This is a genomic window from Clostridium sp. KNHs214 (assembly GCF_000744935.1).
Classification (GTDB): Bacteria; Bacillota; Clostridia; order Clostridiales; family Clostridiaceae; genus Haloimpatiens.
The window spans coordinates 1,125,041-1,145,077 of record NZ_JQMW01000009.1 but is presented as its reverse complement, the minus strand read 5'-3'; the positions used below and the strand labels follow the sequence as shown (position 1 = coordinate 1,145,077).

Genomic DNA, 20,037 nt, shown 5'->3' with positions numbered 1-20,037 from the left:
TACCAAATAATAAAAACCACTATTTAAAAGAAGGGTTTTATTAATATTTAATATAGAAAGGAAGAAAATAAATGAAAAAATATTATGATGGACATAATCCAGAGGTATGGGAAGCAACCCCATACCCTTTTAATTTAAGTTTTGAAGAAAAAATGGAATTATTTATAAAAGAAAGCAAAGAAAAAATTAAAGAATTAGAAATGAAGAAACACACAAAAAGAGAAACAAAAAAAATTAAAGAAAGAAGAAAATGCTAAGAGAAGAAAAATAGCAAGTAAAAAATAAATTTTTAAAGAAATATTAATAAAATTATTTTAAAAAAGGAGTGGAGAATGATTGGGAGCGACTTTAAAGAAAAAAGGTTTTGAACCTAGCATTACATTAATAGATGTAGAATTTTTAATGAAAGGATTTAGACAAGGTATATTAATACATACAACGATAGAGGAAGCATGTGATTTTGTAGATTGGTTGAATGAAAACCCTGCATTTAAAACATATCAAAAGGAAGTAAAAAATAAATTTGATAATAAATTTTTTACTTTTAATGATTATAAAAAGAAAAAATCTATAACTATTAATAAAGATGAAGTTAAATGGATGGAAGTACCGTTTTATTTAGATAAAAGCGAAGAAGAAGTAGAGTTTAAATTTTTAAGATTTAGATAAAAGGGAGTGAAAAATATGATTATTAAAACTTCCAAGGAGAATGACAAAATTTGTAATGATGAAGAACAAATAGAATTAATTATAGAAGATATATTGAAAAAATATTTGTATGAAGAAAAATTAAAAAGAGAAAGGTTAGTTGATATTGATGAATGATATAGAAATGAAACAATATAAAAATTTAAGAGAATGTTTTAATACTATTTTAATAAATCCAATTTTAGGAGAAAATTATTATAACATGGCTATGGATGTATATAATGTCGATGAAGAATGTTGCGAAGACATTAAACGTAAATATGATAATCTACAATATAATTATAAAATATATAAAAGATTATTTATTGTAATGACAATAATATCAATATTACTAATTTTCAAATAGGAAAGATAGTAAGAGAAAATGATTAATAAAATAATTAATAAAGAAGGTGGATTTTAAAAATGATAGATAAAAGAAATAATGTTAAAGTATTTTTAGGCGGTACATGTGCTAATAGTAAATGGAGAGATAAATTAATTCCAATGTTAAATATCGATTACTTCAATCCAGTGGTAAAAAATTGGACTCCAGAATGTATGGAAGAGGAAATTAAACAAAGGGAAACCTGTGATTATGTTTTGTATGTATTAACTAGAACTTATAGTACATATTCTATCGCTGAAGTGGTAGATGATAGCAATAAAAGACCTAATAAAACAATATGTTGTATCTTTAATGAAATTTTACCAAATGGAAAACAGGCTTTAACAAAACAAGACTTAAAACATTTAAATGAAGTTGGAAACATGGTTGAGAGAAATGGTGGCAAATATTTTAAATCTTTGAATGAAGTGGCGAAATATTTGAATAAATAATTTTAAAATATGGAAGGTGAATATATTATGGAACATAATAAAAGAAATAATGTTTCGGAGTTATCAAAAATATTGAAAGAAAGTTTATGTCCAAATTGTGATAATTTAAATATAGACTATGTAGACAAAATAGGTAATCTACATTTATCCGATAAAGTTAACACAAATAATTTATATGTTATAGAAAAAGATATATTTCATGTTGCAATATATGATAAGAATGATTTACATTTTAAAGGTTATGTAGATGTTAAATAAATAATTAATAAATAATTTTAATAAATAAAAGGAGGAATTAAGAAATGGAAGATAACAAAGAAGTAAAAGATACTGAAATAAAAGATAATGTAGATACAGAGGTAGAAACAAAAGAAGAAACAAAGGAAAATAAAGAAACTAAAAAAGAGGAAGTTAAAAAAGACAATGAAAATGATAAAAAAGAAGAAGCTAAGGAAGAAGTAAAAGAGGAGGTAAATGAATATGAAGATTTAAAAAGAAGATTAGAAGCTTTAGAAGCAGATAATAAAAAGAAAGAACAGGAATTAAAGGAACAAACTATTAAAAATACAATTATGGAAAAGATAGATAATAAAGATTTACAAAAGGCGGTTTTAGAAACTGGACTTGTAAAAGATGTAGATGATATAGAAAAAGTAGTAAAAATCGTTGAATTATCTAAAACACTTAATAAAAGTAAATTTACAGACGGATATATTCCACAAGATGAAACTACTAAAGCTGATGCTTATGAACAAGCACAGAAAAAAGGTGATATATTCTCTATGATAAAACAAAAAATGAATAAGCAATAATCTAACTACTAATTTTTTATTGGTAGTTTTTTTATATATAAAATTTAAAAATATAAGGAGGAATGTATAATGTATACAACAGAAAATTTTGCTCAATATCAATCTTTGGATTTAGGAAAGGAAATAGCAATAATAAATCCACAAAGAACACCATTTTTATCATATTTACTACAAAATAATAAATCAACTAAAGCTATAAGCAATGTAGTGAATTGGTATGAAGAAACTCTAAATACAAGTGCTATTAAAACAGTTATGGAAGGTGCAGACGCTCCTGCTGAAACAGAGGATTCTACTGCATTATTGGATAACTATACTCAACTTTTCTTAGGTACTGCTAAAGTATCTTGTACTGCTCAATCAAGTGAAGCAGTAGGAATAGACGACCTTATGGCTAGGGAAGTATCTAAGAAATTAACTTTATTAAAGTATGCTATGGAAGATGCTTTAATAAAAGGAACAAAAGCAAAGAAAACTGAAAGTGTAGGACAGAAAATGAATGGATTAATTAATTTAATTAATTCTAGCAATGTTGTAAATGCAGTTGGTTCAGTACCTACTGAAACAGAGTTTAAAAAAGCTATGAAGATTATGTATGATTGTGGAACAAACGATAATATGCTTTGTTTTATAGATGATGCTTCAAAACAAGCTATTAATGCATTTGCTAACCTACAATTTATGGGAAAAGATAACTTCTTAGGATTTACCTGTGATAGATACCATACAGATTACGGTGATATTACATTTGTATTAACTCCTGCTTTAAGTGGTGCTAAATCTGTACTTTTAGTTAATCCAGATTATCTTGAATTAAAAGAATTACAAAAGGCACAAGCGGTTGATTTAGCAATAACAGGAGATTCCATAAAGAAAATGGTTAAATGGGAAGGTACTTTAAAACTTTCCAACTCTAAAGCAGGTGCAAAAATAGTTTTAGTATAAGGAGTGATTACTAATGAAATTTAAAACAGATAATCTATTTCTTTATGTGGAAGGAATACAATTCAGAGATGGAGAGTATTCTACTACTAAAAAAAATGAAATAGAAATATTAAAAAAGTATGCTGATACTATAAAAGTAGTAAAAGATGAGAATAAAACAAAATAGTTTTTAAGGATAGGGATTTATTCTCTATCCTTTTTTTTTAATTCATATTTAAGTATTTAAATTTTAAATGTTTAAATATAAGTTAAACAAATATTAATAAAAATAGTGGCTTGTAGAATTGAAAAATAAAAACTGTGGATAATTTTTAAGATTTGGCTTAAAAGCGTGCAAAAAAAGACACGACAAAAAGCCTTTTGTTAAAAAGGTATGCGTAGCATGTGGAAAGATATTTATTTGTGGATATGTTAATTATGAAGCTATTTTAAGAAGTTTATTTATACTTCTAATGTATTCTGGTTTATTTATAGCGTAAGCTAGTATAACATTTATGAGTTTAGAAATAGCCGTTAGGCACAGGTCAGCACGCATAGTTGCGGTGTTTAAAGTTCTTGGTGATTCAATGCATGGGTTAGATTTTAACGATGAAAGAGTTCGTTCAATACATGCACGATTAGGATATTCATCGTCCCATTCATTAGAATTTCTTTGAACACCAGGATAAAGTCTAAAGTCTTTATTGGGATAAACATAAGTCATACGACCACTTTTTTTATCAGTACATGGATTTTCACAAGTATGATAGCACTTACCTTTTTTATCCCTATGGGCTTTGGGACAAGTAAATTTGAATCTTAAGCTTCTATTTTTGCCTTTACAAGGACCTTCAGCTTTAAAAGGGGTTTTGTCTAAAGGACATAGAGGAACACCTTCTATATCATATTCAAGATCACCTATTTTACTGTTACTTTGATTACGAGGGTTAAGAGGTATAAATACTTTTTCAAAGCCACATTGTTGAAGAAAACCAAAGTTATCATAACTATCAAATTCTGAGTCACCTAAGAAATATTTAAATTTAAAGTTAGAGGTGTTACTTAATGTTTCTAAGAATGGCTTAATTACTGGTTTTAAAGAAGCATTATCATAGCAATATTTTTGCTCTTTAGGAGTTTCAAATTCTTTATCAATAGGGTTATAAAAATCTTCATCAAAAAATTTGATATTCAACGGAATGCCCCAACCATTAGTAATTAGACCAAATTTGTAAAAATAGCCGAAATGTCCATTTACGAAGTCTAGCTTAATACTATGGTTTGCAAAAGCAAATTTAGGCATGTTCTTATATGCGACAGCATAAGGATTGAGCTGTTTGTTATTGGTAGCTTTAGCATAGGATTTTACCCTATTTACTTCAGAAACAAGAGTTTTGGGATTATTTTCTTTTACTCTTGGTTTTAAACCTGAAGTATCATATATAAGTTGATAATTACGGTTTTTATGAGGTGAATCATCAGGAAGAGATTCATTGATATTGTTACAAATATCAATGACTTGAGGAACCATTGAATTAAATAAGTCGGCAAGATCACCTTCAAAATCCGTTTTAAATCTACTGAAAAAAGATTCATCAGGAATATCATCATAGAAGCAACAAAATTCTCTTATTTCAGTAGAAAATATAAGAAAAAGATTTAACAGAACAGTAGTAGGAATATGAAATATCTGCATTAGAATTAAAGCAGATAACACTGATGAAAGATTATATTTCCTATCTCTGCCTAAATCGGCATAGTATTTTTGAGTAAAAGATTCTGGAATAAAAGATTGGATATCAAAATTATCAGCAAGTAATTTGATGAAGCCTACAGGTTGCTTTTTTCTAAGGTCTTTAAGTTCGGTTAACTGCTCAAAAATATTAAGTTGCTTAAGTTTATTAATACAAAACATGTAATTCTCCTCCTCTGTGGATAATATTTTGTGTGGTTACATTTATTTTCTCACAGTGGAGGAAAATATAAAAGCCTATCGGCTAAAAAGATAGGCAAATCAACGGTTGTGTAATTTCACAATCGACTAAAATATTAATAAAAATAGAAGGAGTGAAATTATTATGGGAAGTAAAATAAATGATAGTTTTAATAGACAATTATCTCAAAAATATAAAGGAAGTCAAAGGAAATATTATTACTATTTTATGTGGAGAAATAAATTAAGCGATGGAAATGTAGATTTTTCAGAAATGACAGAGGATGAATTTAGAAAAAAATATTTACAAAGAAAAGATTATAAAACTGGAAAAATATTTAAAGGCGATAAAAGTTTTAGACATTTACAAATGTGGGAAGGTACGGAAGAATATCAAGCATTGTTAAAAGAATTGTATTCAAAAAAAATGAACCAAGATTTTTATGATTTGTATGAGGTTTATTTGGAAAAAGCAAAGGATGGCGAGGAAAAGGCTATCAATGCATTAAAAACTATAAAAAAAGAAATCGAGTCATTGAATAAAAGTACCAATGCAGGTAATTTAAATTCAGAAAATTCAACAGGATTTGATTTAAGTTAGAAAAGGAGATGATTATTTGTGGCTAATAAGCTAACAGGACAAGAACAGTTAAAATTAGTTATGAATGATAGCAGATTATTTGCTAAAAATATGACTAAAATATTAAATGTTGAAAATAAAAAAGTACCATTTATTCTAAACGATGAACAAAATACAATGAGTGAAGTGCTAAAAGACAATAAATATGTTTGTTGTTTAAAAGCAAGACAATTAGGTATATCAGAATTTTGTATTAATTATATCATTAGAAATATGCTAAATATTCCAGATATAACTTGTTTAATTGCAAGTTATGATGATAGAAGTGTAAGAGCCGTAGTAAATAAATTTAAAAGACAATATAAATCAATACCAAAACAATATAGATTAGGGATTGAAAGAGATAATGATAATGAATTTAAACTTGTCAATGGTGCTAGATGTGTATTTTCAGTTGCGGGTAATAATGATTTATTACGAGGAGATACGGCACAATTAATAATGCTCACCGAATACGGAGTATGGAAAGCAGATAAACAAGAAGATACATTAACTTCATTAGAACCATTATTAAGTAAAAATGATGATAGTAGAATAATTATAGAAAGTACGGCAAAACAAGGTACAGGAGATTATTTTTATAAAATATGTATGGGAGCATACAAAGGTGATAGTAAATATAAACTTGTATTTTTCCCATGGTATGAGAATAAGACATTATATGCTAGTGAATATGATATGGCAGAACAATGGTACAAGAATGATAATCATGGACACAGATTGCAAGAGAAAGATTTAGTACCATACGAATTAGATTTATATAGGAAAGGAGCAACGTTAAAACAACTTATGTGGAGAAGATGGAAATTATTAGATATGAAATTAAATAAGTTTTACAATGAACACCCTAGCACACCACAAGAAGCGTTTGCAGGAAACTCTACTGATAATGTATTCGACCAAGAAACCATATTAGAAAGAGTTAACTATATTAATAGTAATAATATTAAACCTCTTACATTTCAAGAGATGCAAGAAAATAAACCTTTACCAAGTATATTACAAAAATATTATGGTAAAGGTTTTAATATTTATAAGACTATTAAATCCAATGAAGTATATTGGGGTGGCATAGATACAAGTATGGGTATTGGAGGAAATAGGGACGGACAAACAGTACAAATATTAGATAGCAATGGAGAACAAGTGGCAGTATTTAACCGTAATGATGTACCTATATATAAATTTGCTGATATTGTATATGAAATAGGAATGTATTTTAATTATATGATGTTGAATATAGAAGTTAACGTTAACGGTGGTACTGGTGCAGATTTAGTATATAGGTTAAGACAAAAGGGATATATACAAATATTAAGGACTAAAAGATTTGATAAAACTTCGGGTAAAATGAAGCTTACTGCGGGATGGCTTTCTATGGAAGGTACTAAGAGTAAGTTAATATCAGATTTAAAAGAATTTTTTGAAACAGGAATGATATGTGTTAGTGATAAAGATACATTAAATCAAATGAATACATATATAGAGAAGAATGGGAAAATGGGAAACCAAAGAGGTAATGATATGCATGATGATTTGGTCATAGCTTTAGGACTTGCAGTTATGAATATGATACTTAATAAAAGTTATTTATAGAAAGGAGAATAATTATAATGAATTTAAAAGAATATATAAAAGAATATTACTCTAATGCTGATTGGTGGTTTGTAAGTGAACCTTGTCAGCAACAACACGTAGATAGAGTTAAAAACATAGCAGGTACAAAAGAATATTTAGATGGACATAGAAAAAATGATGGACTAAAAATTAATATAGGTGGTAGATGGGTAGAGCCTACTAAAGTTAAACTTAATTTTGCATCTATATTATTAGATTATATAGTTAGTTTTCTTTTGAAAAATCCAGTAACATTAATTTGTGATGATTCAAATACATTAAAAGAAATGCAAGAAGTTTATAAAAAATCTAAAATGAAAAGAGAAGATATTAAGATTTACAAAGAAATGAAAGTAAGTGGTCAAGCATTTCAGTATTTATATTTTGATGAAGAGGATAATATACAAAGTAAAGTATTGCTATCTGAAAATAGCTATCCAGTAATAACTGATACAGGAAATTATGTTGCATTTATATATCACTATATGACAAGTAGAATGATAGAATATTATACTATTTACTATCCAGACAGAGTAGAAGAATGGAATAATATTAATGGTAAAGTTAAATTAATAAATACTTCTGTTAATTATAGTGGACTACCAATTCCTTTTAGAATACCAAAAGAAACTAATATTTATGAAGGTAAAAGTGATGTAGAGGATTGGAAAGCTATAATAGATAACATGGAGAAGTTAACAAGTAAATACCAAGATGCTTTATATAAGTTTATTACTGGTATTCCAGTAACTACAGGAACAAAACTAAGTATAGGTAAAAATGGAGAAGGTGCAATTAATCCTGATATAGTGGGTGGAGGTGTGCATTTAGAAGAAGGTGGCACATTAGATTTTAAACAAAATAAAACAGATTATCAAAGTATGAAATTGTTATATGATACGTTATTTAATGATTTATTAATAAGTAGTTGTGTTCCTGCGGTAAGTATGAATGCTCAGGATGTTAGTAATTTGTCTGAAACAAGTATTAGAATGATGTATCAATTGATAATATTAAAAGCTGGAATTGACAGCCAATATTTATTAGATGGATTTTATATTAGATGGGAGCAAATAAGAAAGATGTTAGCATTTAAAGGCGTTAAGTGTAATGGTGATATTGAGTGTGATTTCACTATGGAAATACCAAGTAATGCTAAAGAAGTTATTGAGAATTTAAAGAATTCAAGAGATATGAATGGTATTTCTTTTGAAACTATGTTGGCTAAGAATCCTTATGTTGCTGATGTTACTGGTGAATTAGAAAAAATATTAAAAGAAATGAATGAAGATAACATTAATTTAGATAATGTGGAAGCTGAAAAGGTTGAAGGTGAAATAAATGAAAAGGAAACAGAATAATAAAGAAAAGCAATTGAGTGATAGCTTGATTGCTTTATTTTTATTAATGTTAAAGTATAAAGATAATAAAGAGTTTAATAAGTTATTAATAAAATATAAACAGAATAGAGATATATTAAAAAGATATGTTGGAGAAATATATTTAAAGTATATTCGGGATAATGAATTACAAATGACATATGGTGATATACATAGAGAAATTAAAAGATTAGAAAGTAAGTTGAAAGATATAGGAAATGATTTAAAAAATCAAGAGGATATATTGTTAAGCTATCTATTATATAAGGTTGCCAGTGATAGTTATATTATGGGTAATAGTATTGTTAATGATAAGATGAATATTAATCAAATAAAGGATAGTATGATTAATAGTATTATTGATAGTAAAATAGATGGCAAGGATAATATAAAAAGGAATAAAGATAATAAAGAAAAGTTAATAAATAGAGTTAAGAATAATGTTAAAAAGGATTTTAAGAATGGAGAGAGTATTGAAAAGATTTATGAAGATATTGATAAAGGATTTAATATTGGAGCAAATGAAAGTGATAGGTTAATAGATAATGAAATAGCACGAGTATTTACTGGAGCATTGATGATGGTATATAAAGATAATAATATAGATAATGTTATGTGGATTAGTGCGTTAGAGAAGAATACTTGTAGTGAATGTGAGGATTTAAATGAACAAGTATTCAAATTGAATGATGCACCTATACCAATAATTGATACACACGTACATTGTAAATGCATTTTAGTACCTTGTGATACCAAGTAGCGTAAATAAGAGAATATAGGGACATGGGGTATACTATGAAGTGTTGATAAATAAGGGGATATTATAGAATGTATTAAGGCGAAATATTTGTGTATACAGTCAGAAAAAACACAAACATTAATTAAGATTTAACATATAACATTCGTGTCTTGTATATCATATATCATAAAGAGTTATTGGATACAATATAATACATATTGTTTATTATATTATACAGTATATACCATTTAATATTAACAATTACAAAATGCCAACTTATTATATTAGTTAGCATTATTGTAAATGGCTACAACCATTGATATGACTAAGGTTACAACGATTTAGTAAATAATATTTATATTCCCTATTGATTTAAATGCTAACTAATGATACAATAGACTTATAAGTTAGCATTATATGAAAGGGGATATTAATATGTTAGAAAGAGAGAAAACAAGTAGAGGAATAAACAAAGCACAGGAGGTTGAACCAATAAAGAACACAAAGGATATTAAAAAGATAATGCAGTATTTAGATGGTAAGAAGAATAAACGTGACTTAATGTTATTTGCAGTAGGTATTAGCGTTGGATTAAGAGCAGGAGACTTATTAAGTTTAAAGTGGCATGATATATTAGATGATAAGGGCAATATAGTTAATACAGTTACTATAATAGAGGAAAAGACAGATAAGAAAAGGGAATTTACATTAAATAATACTGCTAAAAAGGGAATAAAGACCTATTTAGACAGTATGAACAACGATATTAACTATAGTGATTATGTATTTAGTAGTCAAAAAGGTGGAGCATTAACAGTAGGTTCGGCTCATAAGATAGTTAAAACAACGCTAAGAGAGTTAAATATCAAAGGAAACTACGGTACACACTCATTAAGAAAGACGTGGGCATACCACCAATACATTAATAATAGTGATAATCCAATGGTTTTACCTTATCTACAGCAAATGCTTAATCATTCTAGTCAAGCGGTAACATTAAGGTATATAGGTATTACAAAGGAAGTTATAAAGGATTTCTATAATAGTGTAAATCTATGGTAACATTCATTAATTGAGTGTTATTTTTTATTTAGAAACCCGTTACCCCGAAAGATGATTTTTTGCTCCGAGTAAACCTAATTTTTTACGCAGGTCAAAAAATCGCACTTTAAGAAAATAAAATTTTAAAATAAGGAGGAATTATTAATACATGGATGATATGAATATTAAAATAGGTACATTTAATTATGATGTATCAGAAACAAACCAACCATTACTATTAAATCATGCTGAATGTGCAGGAATTATAGATTATGAAAATCTAACAATTCAAATAAAAAATGAAAGCAATACACAAAGAAAAAAGCAAACCCTATTACATGAATTATTTCATGGGATTATTAATGAATATAATATAGATATTTCAAATGTAGATGAAGAATATTTAGTGGAAACTTTAGGTACTGCAATGTATCAAATTATTAAAGATAATGATAAATTAATAAAATATGTAAGAGAGGAAGTGTAATTTATGACTAATTTAGAAAGATTAAAAATGTCAATAGAAGGAATTAATATAGAAGATAATAAATTATTAATATATTTAGAGGAAAATAGTTTAATTTCCACAGACAATTATAATCCTCAATCAAATACCAATAAAAAACAAATTCTTAAAACTTCATTATCGATATTGGAAGATATAGCAAATAATCCTCAAACTATGAAAAATTATAAAACAGATGATACAACTATTTCTAATTTTGCTGAAAATCTACAAAATAGAATAGACCAATTAGAAAAGAAAATAAGACAAATTCCAGATGATATGTTTAATGATAATGGCTCAAGTTTTTTTTATCTATTTACTAATTAGGGGTGATAATTATGAATATATTTAATACAGATTTTAAAAATGATTTTAATTATATATTATCGTCTATTGGAGAATCTATAGTAATAAATGATAAAGATGTTAAAACTGCATTAATTACTAAAGGTAAAAATAGCGACAAATTAATAAACTACAAGAATATACAAACTAATTATCCTATTAATACTGGAGATATAATAAAATATAGGAATAAACTATGGATTATATTAACAGAAGTTAATGAAACAAATAATACACATAAGTCTATGATAAGGCAACTTCCACACACCATGAAAATATATATTGATAATAAATTACATGAAATACCTTGCATAATTGAATCCTCAAATAATGGAGTTGTCGAGGGAAAATTTATAATTACTGGTGATGGTAATTTAAAATTAACTGTACAGGATAACCTTATTACTAAAAAAATAAAAGAAAATATGCGTATAATTAAATGGGGGTACGCTTGGAAGGTTATCGCCAAAAGTGGCGAAAACAAGGGATTAACTTATATGTATTTTGAAAAAGGTGCTACAAATAGTGCATATGATGATATGGAAAATGAAATAGCCGATAGATGGAAGCATGAAATAAAACATACGTACAAATTAGAATTTGATGAAAGTGATATACATATACAATTAGCAAATACAGAAAAATTAAATGTTAGTGTAACAGATACATATTTAGAAAATGGACAAACATTAATTAAAACTATAGAGAACCCTATTCTCTTATATACTTCTGAAAATAAAAATGTAGCTATAGTGGATAATACTGGTATCATAACAGGAGTAGGAGAAGGGTCTACAACTATAAATATAACTTATATAGATAAATATAATAATAAGCTAGTTAAATCTGTAAATGTAAAAGTTGAATTGCTTGAAAGTTTAGTTGTAAATGTAAAATATAGCGATGGGTCTGGAAACAATTTAACACAATTTAAATTAGGTAGGGGATACAAAATCATTTCTAATATTCCAGTGATTTGGAGAGTTGAAGATATTAATAATACTACTACAACTAAATGGGCAAATATTATAAAAGAAAATGAAACACAGTTAGATATTAAAATTACAGATAAATGGATATTTAATGGAGCAGAAAGTAAAAAAGTAAAAATTACTGCTACAGATAAAAATAATATCAATAACAAAGTAGAAATAATTAATAATATATACAGTTACTAATTACAAAAAAACAGAAAGGAGATAATAAAATGTATTTTGAGGAATTAAATAAGTATCTTTTCATAGCTCAGACGGAAATATTAAAAAATGATAAGATATGTAAATTATTATATAATACAGAAAAAAATTATATGGATAAAGAAATAACAGAAAGCGATAAGGAGTGTATATTAGAAAATAATATATACCCCTTTAATTTTGTACCTACCGAAACAGAAAAGAAATGTATAATTAATATAGTTATAGATGATATACGTTCTGCTCCATGCACAGATGGTAGTAAACATAGCTATATTAAGATTGGAAATGTTAATTTTATAGTCCTTTGTCACAAAGATTTATGGTTGACCAACAACGGTTTAAGACCTATATTAATTTTATCAGAATTAGATAAAGCCTTTAATAAAAATTATCATAAATTCGAAAGCAATCAGATAGGATTTAATGGATTATACCACGAAGGAACACATTCAATCTGGAATAGTAGTGATTGGAGTGGGTATATAGTTACATATAGTACGTTTACAATGTAAATTTATAGACATTTCAAAATAAGGGATATCATTGTTATTTTAATAAAGGGAGTTTCGATTATTTTGTAGAATATGTCCATATAAACAGGAGGTGAAATTTGTTGAGTGAATATATGTATGAACATGCTAAAAAAGCTTTAATTAGTCAAGTTGACATGAAGGGCTTTAAAAACATATGTCAAAATAAAGAGTATAAACCTTATTTTGAAAGATATATATATAAATATTTTGTTTTACACCCAAGAAAAAATGATGATAGAACAGATTACAATACTTTTTATAGGGAAATAAAAGATAAGTCAATTATAGATTCTTTATATAGTTCTTTCGATACATTATATGATAAATGTTTGAAGGACAGTAAGGAGTGTGAACTGCATGAGTGGCAAATAAATGACTTAGGAAAAATAATTGCTGAGTTTGAGATTGCAATAAATAAAATAATTTCAATTCAAAGTCCGTTAGCAAATGAGTACAAATGCTCTAAAGATGAAATAATCAAATATATGAAAATTAGAGATTTAATGATAAAAAAAGCTAACTCATTTGAATGTAAAACTATTGAGTACAGAAGAATGATGTGGGATTAAAGTGAAGGAGGGATGTTAATATGGAACATAATGAAAGGTATTTGTATGCAACAGCAGAAATTGATGGAAAAGTAAAAGAATTTTATAGAGAAGGAAAAAAGCCAGATATATTTTTCCCAAGCCATTATAATGCTGTCCAAATTAACTGTTTAAGGAATTCAATTAACAACAATATGCATTTAATTAGACTCAGTTTTGAGCGAGTAGGTTATTTGTATAGTGATAAATATGATTTTTTTAAGTTATATTTGCCAGAAATTATATGTGAAATTTTGAAGATAATGTTTAAAACCGATATAGGAGCTTGTGGACAAGGCGATAATTTTATTGTTTATATTAATGATAAAATAAAATATTCACATGCAAAAGATAGATATAAGCAACATTTTCAAGGAAATTTATAGGGTTGCTCAAATTTGAGTATCCCTTATTTTTTTCTTTTTTGATAAGTCATATTAAATTAAAAATTTATAAATGTATAATATGCCTTTAATATTATAATGTGTTATAATTGTTATATATTTGAATTAGGGGGGTAATTATGGAGAAATCGAAAAATAATTCAACACCATTAATAGTAATAGGGATTATTATTATTTTACTTTTAGGGACAATTTTGTATAATTCTTATGCAAAAAATAAATCAAGTGATAGCTATTACAGAAATTGCCTTCAAGAAGCGGGTGAATACGCAGAAAAGAAAGATTGGGATATGGTATTGTATGAAATAGAAAAATTAGATGGAATTGTTCCTAAGGATGAAAAATTAATGGAGCAAAGAGATTTAATGAAGTCAAATGCAGAACTTAATAAATGCTTAAATAACGATTAAGTGAAAGTTTACTTAAATTTGCAAAAAAGGGGATGAACGCATATTGAAAAAGATATTTAAAAATAAAAAGGTTATTATATCTTTATTAATTGTAATATGTTTAGTTGGTGGAGGAATATTCGGATATAATTATCTTAAGCCTGAAAAAAAGGCACAAAGAGCGGTAGAGAAATATTTTAGTCAATTAAAAAAAGATAAAATACCGAAAGAAACAGATGTACAAGATTTAAGTACATTGAAAAAGACAAAAATTATAGATTATAAATGTTATGAAATAACAAATCATGGTAATTCAACAGAAAGGCAATTATTTTATAATTTTATTGTAGAAAAAGGTTTAGAAGGAAGAAAGTCTATGAAAATAATTGCTATAGCCGATAAAAAGAGTTTTTCAACATATAAAGTTACTATGATAGTAGATGACACAAGACCGATTGCAAACTGCCCCTAATGGGTAGTAAACAATTGGTTTATCATTAATAAATAAAGGATGGGGGAAGTAAAATGAAACGTATAATAACTATAATTTTAAGTTGTTTTATGTTTTTTACATTAGTTGGGTGTGGAAATAATTCATCAACTACAAATAGTAATATTAATTATAATTCTGGAGAAGAAATAACCCTTGCAGAAGATGCACCTTGTTGTTCAAGTAAATCAAATGTAGATAAAATGATTGATTATGTAAGGGAGAATAATAAAAATGCACAAGATAGAATGTTAAGCAATGGAGAAGCCAAGGTAATTCCTAAAGGTAGTAAGGTTACAATTGTATCATTAGGAATTGTGGTGGAAATAGAAACAGAAGATGGAGAAAGTTGGTTTGCTCCATGCGAATCAATAGTAAAAGAATAATAGTACGGTGTTACTGGGAGTTGTAAATTTGCAATTACCCAGTTTTTATTTTTGTTAAAAAGATATTTTTATTTTTATAAAAGATAGAAATTTTTCAGAAATACGTTATAAGAGGGTCGGGGAAATGAATTGTCTTGAGCTTTTAATGGTTGGTGTGGATTGTGAAGGCAAATGTTTTAAAATTTCAAATGAAACTTTAGAGAAAGTTAATCATATAATTAATATAAGAAGTGTTAATTTTAAAAAAATAACGTATACCATATATATTCAATGTGTTATAATATATAATAATGTTAATGTATGGAATGATTTGTAAGAAATAATCTATAAACCTAGATATATCAATACCTCATAGTTGCTACATTCTGAAATACATGGAGTTAAAGGAATGGAGTTTGAAAATGTTTTTTTAATTAACTGTAATGAGGGGTTAATGCCACATAGTAATAATAATGGAGATGCTTTAAGTTTAGAAGAGGAAAGAAGACTGTTTTATGTAGCTATAACTAGGACAATAGATAATATATGGTTGTGTATAACAGAAAATATAAAAGGAAATAGAAGGGGAGTTTCTAGATTTATAGATGAATGCAGTTTACAGGAGCAGAAGAATAAAGACTATATTAGAGAAGGGATGGAAGTAGTGCATAAAGTTTTTGGAAAAGGTAAAATTATAGAGGTAGGAGATAACTATCTATCTATTATGTTCAATGATGAAATTAAAAGAAAATTTGATACTATATTAACCTTAAATAGTGGATTATTAAAGGTTCAATAAACCATTAGAGTATATTATTTAAAAATACATCTATTTAATATTGATTTTTGAAAGAAATATGATATACTAAAACGTGTAATAGAATAGGGATTATATAATGGCTAAGGAGGTTAATTTTATATGGTAGAATTCAAGAAGATGTGGGAAGATGTTTCTAGTATGGTGGCAGAACATAAAATTGACAATGGTAATTTGAATATAGTGGAAACTTATGATGATGGCTTTATAATCCAATACGATAACAAGAATTTTTTCGTAAATAAAAAGAATTTTATAGATTTTTGGTGTAAAATGCTTTATTATAAAGAAGTTTCTAAAGAGGAACTTGTGAACTGTGAAGACGAAACTCAAAAGTGTGTGTATGAAATAATTCAATCACTTCCTTATATAAGTGAAGAAAGTAATACTTTAAGGTTAATGAAATAGTATTATTGAATGTTCAAAACTATTATTATATAATGTTTTTATAAGAAAATATATAAAAGCTCATATTCTTAGAATATGAGCTTTAAAACTATTTAAAAAAGAGGAGAAGTCATGGGGGAATATAGTATTAATGAAAAAGATGTTATTTTTTCTTTAGATATTGGAACTCGTACAGTTATAGGTACTGTTGGAGTAGTGAAAGATGGTAAATTCAATATTATAGCAGAAAAATGCATAGAGCATTCTGAAAGGGCTATGATAGATGGACAAATACATAATATTAATGTAGTATCGGGTGAAGTTATAAGTTTAAAAAGAGAATTAGAAGAAGAAATAGGTATGGAGCTTCATAATGTAGCTATAGCTGCAGCAGGAAGATTTTTAAAGACCACTACGTCAAAAACAGAAATTGATTTGGGATTGCTTAAGGATATAGACAAAGAACTTGTGAGAGGACTAGAGCTGACAGCGGTGAAGGAAGCAGAAAAAAGTATATCACAAAATATAAATAGTAAATTGTATTGTGTAGGATATAGTGTTAAGAATTATTATTTAAATGGATATGTGATTTCCAGTCTGCTATCTCATAAAGGAGATAATATAGGAGTAGAGGTAATATGTACATTCTTACCTAGATCCGTGGTGGATAGTCTATACTCTGTTATGGAAAAATCAAATTTAAAGGTGAAAAGTTTAACATTAGAACCTATAGCTGCTATGGAAGCTGTTGTACCAAAAAGCTTTAGGCTTTTAAACATTGCTCTTATAGATATAGGAGCAGGTACGTCGGATATAGCTATAAGTAATAATGATTCTATAATTGCCTATGGAATGGTTCCTCAAGCAGGGGATGAAATTACAGAGGTTATAGCTAAAAATTATCTAGTAGATTTTAATACAGCAGAGTTAATTAAAAGAAATTGTACATTAGGTGAAAAGGTGAAATATAAAGATGTATTAGGTATGGAAAATGAAATGGAAAGTGAAGGAGTAATTAAAAGCATAAAACCAGTAGTAGATAAAATAACCGGAGAAATAGCAAATAAGGTTATAGAATTAAATGGAGGAAAGTCTCCTAGTGCTGTATTTCTTGTGGGTGGAGGAGCATATACTTGTAACTTGCCAGAAATCCTAGCAGAAAAACTTCAGTTGCAGCCTAATAGGATTGCTATCAAAAATAGAAAAGATGTAGTTAACTGCTTATGTAAAGATAATAAATTAGATTCTATTGGGGTTACAGTTTTAGGAATAGCGTTAGAGGCAATAGAAAAAGCAGGAAAAGACTTTATTGATGTGATTTTGAATAATAAAGTAGTTAGTTTATTTAATTCTCATAGTCATAGTGTAAAAGAAGTAATGCTGCAGGCAGGTATAAATCCTAAGGTTCTTATAGGTAAAAATGGCGAAAATGTAAGATTTATCTTGAATGATACGCCAAGAATAGCCTTTGGTGAACTAGGTACAAGATCAGAAATAAAAGTAAATTCAACTATAGGAAATATGGATACTGAAGTGCATGAAGGAGACAACATAAAAGTTGAATTCGCAAAACGTGGTAAAAAGGCTATGCCAAAAGTGTATGAATATTTAAAGACTGTGAATACTGTAAGTTTTTATATAAATGAAAAATTAACTAATATGGAGCCGGTGGCTCTAAAAAAAGGCGAAATAGTGTCAATGGAGTATATCATTAAGGATAATGATGAAATAAACATTATATATCCTTCTACCTTAGGAGAGTATAAAAAGTATATTGGAAAAGAAGAGTTAAAATTTTTTATGAACAGTAATGTATTAGAAGATACATATGTTATTAAAGAAGGTGACAAAATTTATACTGAAGAAATACAAGATATATCTATAAATGAAATTGACAATTATATAGAGAAAGAAAATATAGAAAAAGAAAATACATATATAAGAAAAGAGGAAATAAAGAAAAATAGCAGTAGGATAATTACAATAGAAGTTATAGTAAATGGACAAAAAGTAATAATGAACAATAAGGAGAAATATGTATTTATAGATGTCTTTGACTACATAAATTTTGATTTATCAGTAGTAAGAGGGAAACTTGTGTTATTACTAAATGGAAATAATGCAAGTTACTATGATGAAATTTCTCATGGAGATATAATTACGGTTGCATGGGAATAATAATATACAGAATGGAGAGTTACTATGGATTTTTTTACAAAGGCTTTAGATATAAAAGATGAAGTTATAGGATATAGAAGAGATTTTCATCAGCATCCTGAGTTAGATTATGAATTACCTAGAACTTCTAGTATAATTAAAGAGTTTTTAAAAAAGGAAAATATAGAATATAGAGAAACAGCCCAAAGTGGTATATGTGCTTTAATAAGAGGAAATGGTAATAAAACTATAGCCATAAGGGCAGATATGGATGCACTTCCAATTCAGGATAAAAAAAATTGCCCATATTCATCTTTAGAGAAAGATAAAATGCATGCATGTGGTCATGATGCTCATATGGCTATTTTAATGGGAGCTGCTAAAATACTTAATTCCATTAAAGATAGCTTAAAGGGTAATGTAAAATTACTATTTGAACCTGCGGAAGAAACTACTGGTGGAGCAAGGGTGATGGTAAGGGAAGGAGTTCTAGATGATCCTAATGTGGATGCAGTTATAGGACTTCATGTAGAGGAATGGCTTAATGCTGGGGAGATAGGACTAAAAAGAGGAGTTGTAAATGCTGCATCTAATCCATTTACTATTAAAATAATTGGAAAAGGTGGTCATGGTGCTAGTCCTAACGATACAGTTGATCCAATTGTAATAAGTGCTAATGTAATAAATGCTCTTCAAACTATAATAAGTAGAGAAATTTCACCTACAGATCCAGGGGTTATAACTATTGGAAGCATACATGGCGGTACAGCTCAAAATATTATACCTGAGGAAGTTGAAATAAAAGGGATAATGCGTACTATGAAAAAAGAACAAAGAGAGTATGTAAATAGAAGATTTGTGGAGATTGTAGAAGGAATAGTTTCTTCAATGAGAGGTAAATGTAAAATAGATATTGAAGAAAGTTATCCTAATCTTTATAATGAGGATATGCTTTTAGAAAAATTTAAAAGGACATCTATAAAAATATTTGGAGAAAATAATGTTAAAATGTTAGAAGAACCAAGGATGGGAGTGGAAAGCTTTGCGTACTTTTCAATGGAAAGACCATCAGTATTTTATTATTTAGGTTGTAGAAATGAAGAAAAGGGAATAATAAGCCCTGCACATAGCAGTCTTTTCGATATAGATGAAGGATGTATACCGTATGGAATAGCCATGCATTGTGCTTTTGTAGAAGAGTTTTTAAACAGCTAGAATACGGCAACAAATGAAAAATAGGAGTG

At 27.3% G+C, this 20,037-nt stretch carries 29 protein-coding genes; 28 read left to right on the top strand and 1 reads right to left on the bottom strand.

Annotation, left to right across the window (positions count from 1 at the left end; genetic code table 11):
• Positions 1–71 precede the first annotated feature (71 nt).
• From CC89_RS07970 to CC89_RS20460, 9 genes are all read left to right on the top strand, one after another.
• Entirely contained in the window at positions 72–257 is a 186-nt protein-coding gene (locus CC89_RS07970; RefSeq protein WP_035290944.1) for a hypothetical protein, read from the top strand.
• Between the two features lie 79 nt (positions 258–336).
• Complete coding sequence (locus tag CC89_RS07965) at positions 337–669, top strand: hypothetical protein (RefSeq protein WP_035290943.1); 333 nt, start codon at positions 337–339, stop codon at positions 667–669.
• A gap of 15 nt (positions 670–684) precedes the next feature.
• Positions 685–825, top strand: a complete 141-nt coding sequence (locus tag CC89_RS20470) for a hypothetical protein (protein WP_185750702.1) — start codon at positions 685–687, stop codon at positions 823–825.
• Positions 818–1,054, top strand: coding sequence for a hypothetical protein (locus CC89_RS07960; protein WP_185750701.1), 237 nt, complete (start codon positions 818–820; stop codon positions 1,052–1,054). The genes CC89_RS20470 and CC89_RS07960 overlap by 8 nt, the downstream gene beginning before the upstream one ends.
• Positions 1,055–1,113: 59 nt before the next feature.
• Positions 1,114–1,527 (top strand): nucleoside 2-deoxyribosyltransferase domain-containing protein, encoded by a 414-nt coding sequence (locus tag CC89_RS07955; protein WP_035290941.1) that lies wholly within the window; start codon positions 1,114–1,116, stop codon positions 1,525–1,527.
• Positions 1,528–1,554: 27 nt separating this feature from the next.
• The gene (locus CC89_RS07950; protein ID WP_035290939.1) at positions 1,555–1,785 is read left to right on the top strand and encodes a hypothetical protein; all 231 of its coding nucleotides are present in this window, start codon (positions 1,555–1,557) and stop codon (positions 1,783–1,785) included.
• Between the two features lie 44 nt (positions 1,786–1,829).
• The gene (locus CC89_RS20465) at positions 1,830–2,339 is read left to right on the top strand and encodes a hypothetical protein (RefSeq protein ID WP_035290937.1); all 510 of its coding nucleotides are present in this window, start codon (positions 1,830–1,832) and stop codon (positions 2,337–2,339) included.
• Positions 2,340–2,408: 69 nt separating this feature from the next.
• Positions 2,409–3,284 carry an SU10 major capsid protein gene (locus CC89_RS07940; RefSeq protein WP_035290935.1) on the top strand — a complete coding sequence of 292 codons (876 nt, stop codon included), beginning with the start codon at positions 2,409–2,411 and terminating at the stop codon, positions 3,282–3,284.
• A gap of 13 nt (positions 3,285–3,297) precedes the next feature.
• Positions 3,298–3,450 carry a hypothetical protein gene (locus tag CC89_RS20460; RefSeq protein WP_185750700.1) on the top strand — a complete coding sequence of 51 codons (153 nt, stop codon included), beginning with the start codon at positions 3,298–3,300 and terminating at the stop codon, positions 3,448–3,450.
• Positions 3,451–3,699: 249 nt separating this feature from the next.
• Here the strand turns inward: CC89_RS20460 and CC89_RS07935 are convergent, their stop codons facing one another.
• Positions 3,700–5,178, bottom strand: coding sequence for a transposase (locus CC89_RS07935; RefSeq protein WP_035289274.1), 1,479 nt, complete (start codon positions 5,176–5,178; stop codon positions 3,700–3,702).
• A 163-nt stretch (positions 5,179–5,341) separates the two neighbouring features.
• Between CC89_RS07935 and CC89_RS07930 the strand changes: the two genes are divergently transcribed.
• The 19 genes from CC89_RS07930 (at position 5,342) to CC89_RS07840 (ending at position 20,008) form a co-directional block, all read left to right on the top strand.
• Entirely contained in the window at positions 5,342–5,797 is a 456-nt protein-coding gene (locus tag CC89_RS07930; protein ID WP_035290933.1) for a hypothetical protein, read from the top strand.
• Between the two features lie 18 nt (positions 5,798–5,815).
• On the top strand, positions 5,816–7,432 hold the full coding sequence (locus CC89_RS07925) for a terminase large subunit (protein WP_035290932.1): 1,617 nt from the start codon (positions 5,816–5,818) through the stop codon (positions 7,430–7,432).
• A 17-nt stretch (positions 7,433–7,449) separates the two neighbouring features.
• A complete protein-coding gene (locus tag CC89_RS07920; RefSeq protein WP_051931596.1) occupies positions 7,450–8,814 on the top strand; it encodes a phage portal protein in 1,365 nt (454 codons plus the stop codon).
• Positions 8,795–9,592, top strand: coding sequence for a minor capsid protein (locus tag CC89_RS07915; RefSeq protein ID WP_035290931.1), 798 nt, complete (start codon positions 8,795–8,797; stop codon positions 9,590–9,592). The genes CC89_RS07920 and CC89_RS07915 overlap by 20 nt, the downstream gene beginning before the upstream one ends.
• A 414-nt stretch (positions 9,593–10,006) precedes the next feature.
• Positions 10,007–10,633, top strand: coding sequence for a tyrosine-type recombinase/integrase (locus tag CC89_RS07910; protein WP_051931594.1), 627 nt, complete (start codon positions 10,007–10,009; stop codon positions 10,631–10,633).
• Between the two features lie 148 nt (positions 10,634–10,781).
• Complete coding sequence (locus tag CC89_RS07905; protein ID WP_051931592.1) at positions 10,782–11,099, top strand: ImmA/IrrE family metallo-endopeptidase; 318 nt, start codon at positions 10,782–10,784, stop codon at positions 11,097–11,099.
• Positions 11,100–11,102: 3 nt separating this feature from the next.
• Entirely contained in the window at positions 11,103–11,447 is a 345-nt protein-coding gene (locus CC89_RS07900; RefSeq protein ID WP_035290930.1) for a hypothetical protein, read from the top strand.
• Positions 11,448–11,458: 11 nt separating this feature from the next.
• Complete coding sequence (locus CC89_RS07895) at positions 11,459–12,643, top strand: Ig-like domain-containing protein (protein ID WP_035290929.1); 1,185 nt, start codon at positions 11,459–11,461, stop codon at positions 12,641–12,643.
• Between the two features lie 29 nt (positions 12,644–12,672).
• Positions 12,673–13,176: a YomW family phage-derived protein gene (locus tag CC89_RS07890; protein WP_035290928.1), complete on the top strand. Its 504-nt coding sequence runs from the start codon at positions 12,673–12,675 to the stop codon at positions 13,174–13,176.
• 101 nt (positions 13,177–13,277) lie between these two features.
• Positions 13,278–13,766, top strand: a complete 489-nt coding sequence (locus CC89_RS07885) for a hypothetical protein (RefSeq protein ID WP_035290927.1) — start codon at positions 13,278–13,280, stop codon at positions 13,764–13,766.
• Positions 13,767–13,786: 20 nt separating this feature from the next.
• Positions 13,787–14,170, top strand: coding sequence for a hypothetical protein (locus CC89_RS07880; protein WP_035290926.1), 384 nt, complete (start codon positions 13,787–13,789; stop codon positions 14,168–14,170).
• Positions 14,171–14,307: 137 nt separating this feature from the next.
• Complete coding sequence (locus tag CC89_RS07875; protein ID WP_035290925.1) at positions 14,308–14,598, top strand: hypothetical protein; 291 nt, start codon at positions 14,308–14,310, stop codon at positions 14,596–14,598.
• Positions 14,599–14,641: 43 nt separating this feature from the next.
• Positions 14,642–15,049 carry a hypothetical protein gene (locus CC89_RS07870; protein WP_035290924.1) on the top strand — a complete coding sequence of 136 codons (408 nt, stop codon included), beginning with the start codon at positions 14,642–14,644 and terminating at the stop codon, positions 15,047–15,049.
• A 53-nt stretch (positions 15,050–15,102) separates the two neighbouring features.
• On the top strand, positions 15,103–15,453 hold the full coding sequence (locus CC89_RS07865; protein WP_035290923.1) for a hypothetical protein: 351 nt from the start codon (positions 15,103–15,105) through the stop codon (positions 15,451–15,453).
• Between the two features lie 124 nt (positions 15,454–15,577).
• Positions 15,578–15,769, top strand: coding sequence for a hypothetical protein (locus tag CC89_RS07860; RefSeq protein WP_035290921.1), 192 nt, complete (start codon positions 15,578–15,580; stop codon positions 15,767–15,769).
• A 39-nt stretch (positions 15,770–15,808) separates the two neighbouring features.
• Positions 15,809–16,231 carry a 3'-5' exonuclease gene (locus tag CC89_RS07855; RefSeq protein ID WP_286161315.1) on the top strand — a complete coding sequence of 141 codons (423 nt, stop codon included), beginning with the start codon at positions 15,809–15,811 and terminating at the stop codon, positions 16,229–16,231.
• A gap of 120 nt (positions 16,232–16,351) precedes the next feature.
• Positions 16,352–16,657, top strand: coding sequence for a hypothetical protein (locus tag CC89_RS07850; protein WP_035290919.1), 306 nt, complete (start codon positions 16,352–16,354; stop codon positions 16,655–16,657).
• 111 nt (positions 16,658–16,768) lie between these two features.
• Positions 16,769–18,814, top strand: a complete 2,046-nt coding sequence (locus tag CC89_RS07845; protein WP_035290918.1) for a cell division protein FtsA — start codon at positions 16,769–16,771, stop codon at positions 18,812–18,814.
• Between the two features lie 24 nt (positions 18,815–18,838).
• Positions 18,839–20,008 (top strand): M20 metallopeptidase family protein, encoded by a 1,170-nt coding sequence (locus CC89_RS07840; protein ID WP_035290917.1) that lies wholly within the window; start codon positions 18,839–18,841, stop codon positions 20,006–20,008.
• Positions 20,009–20,037: the final 29 nt, after the last annotated feature.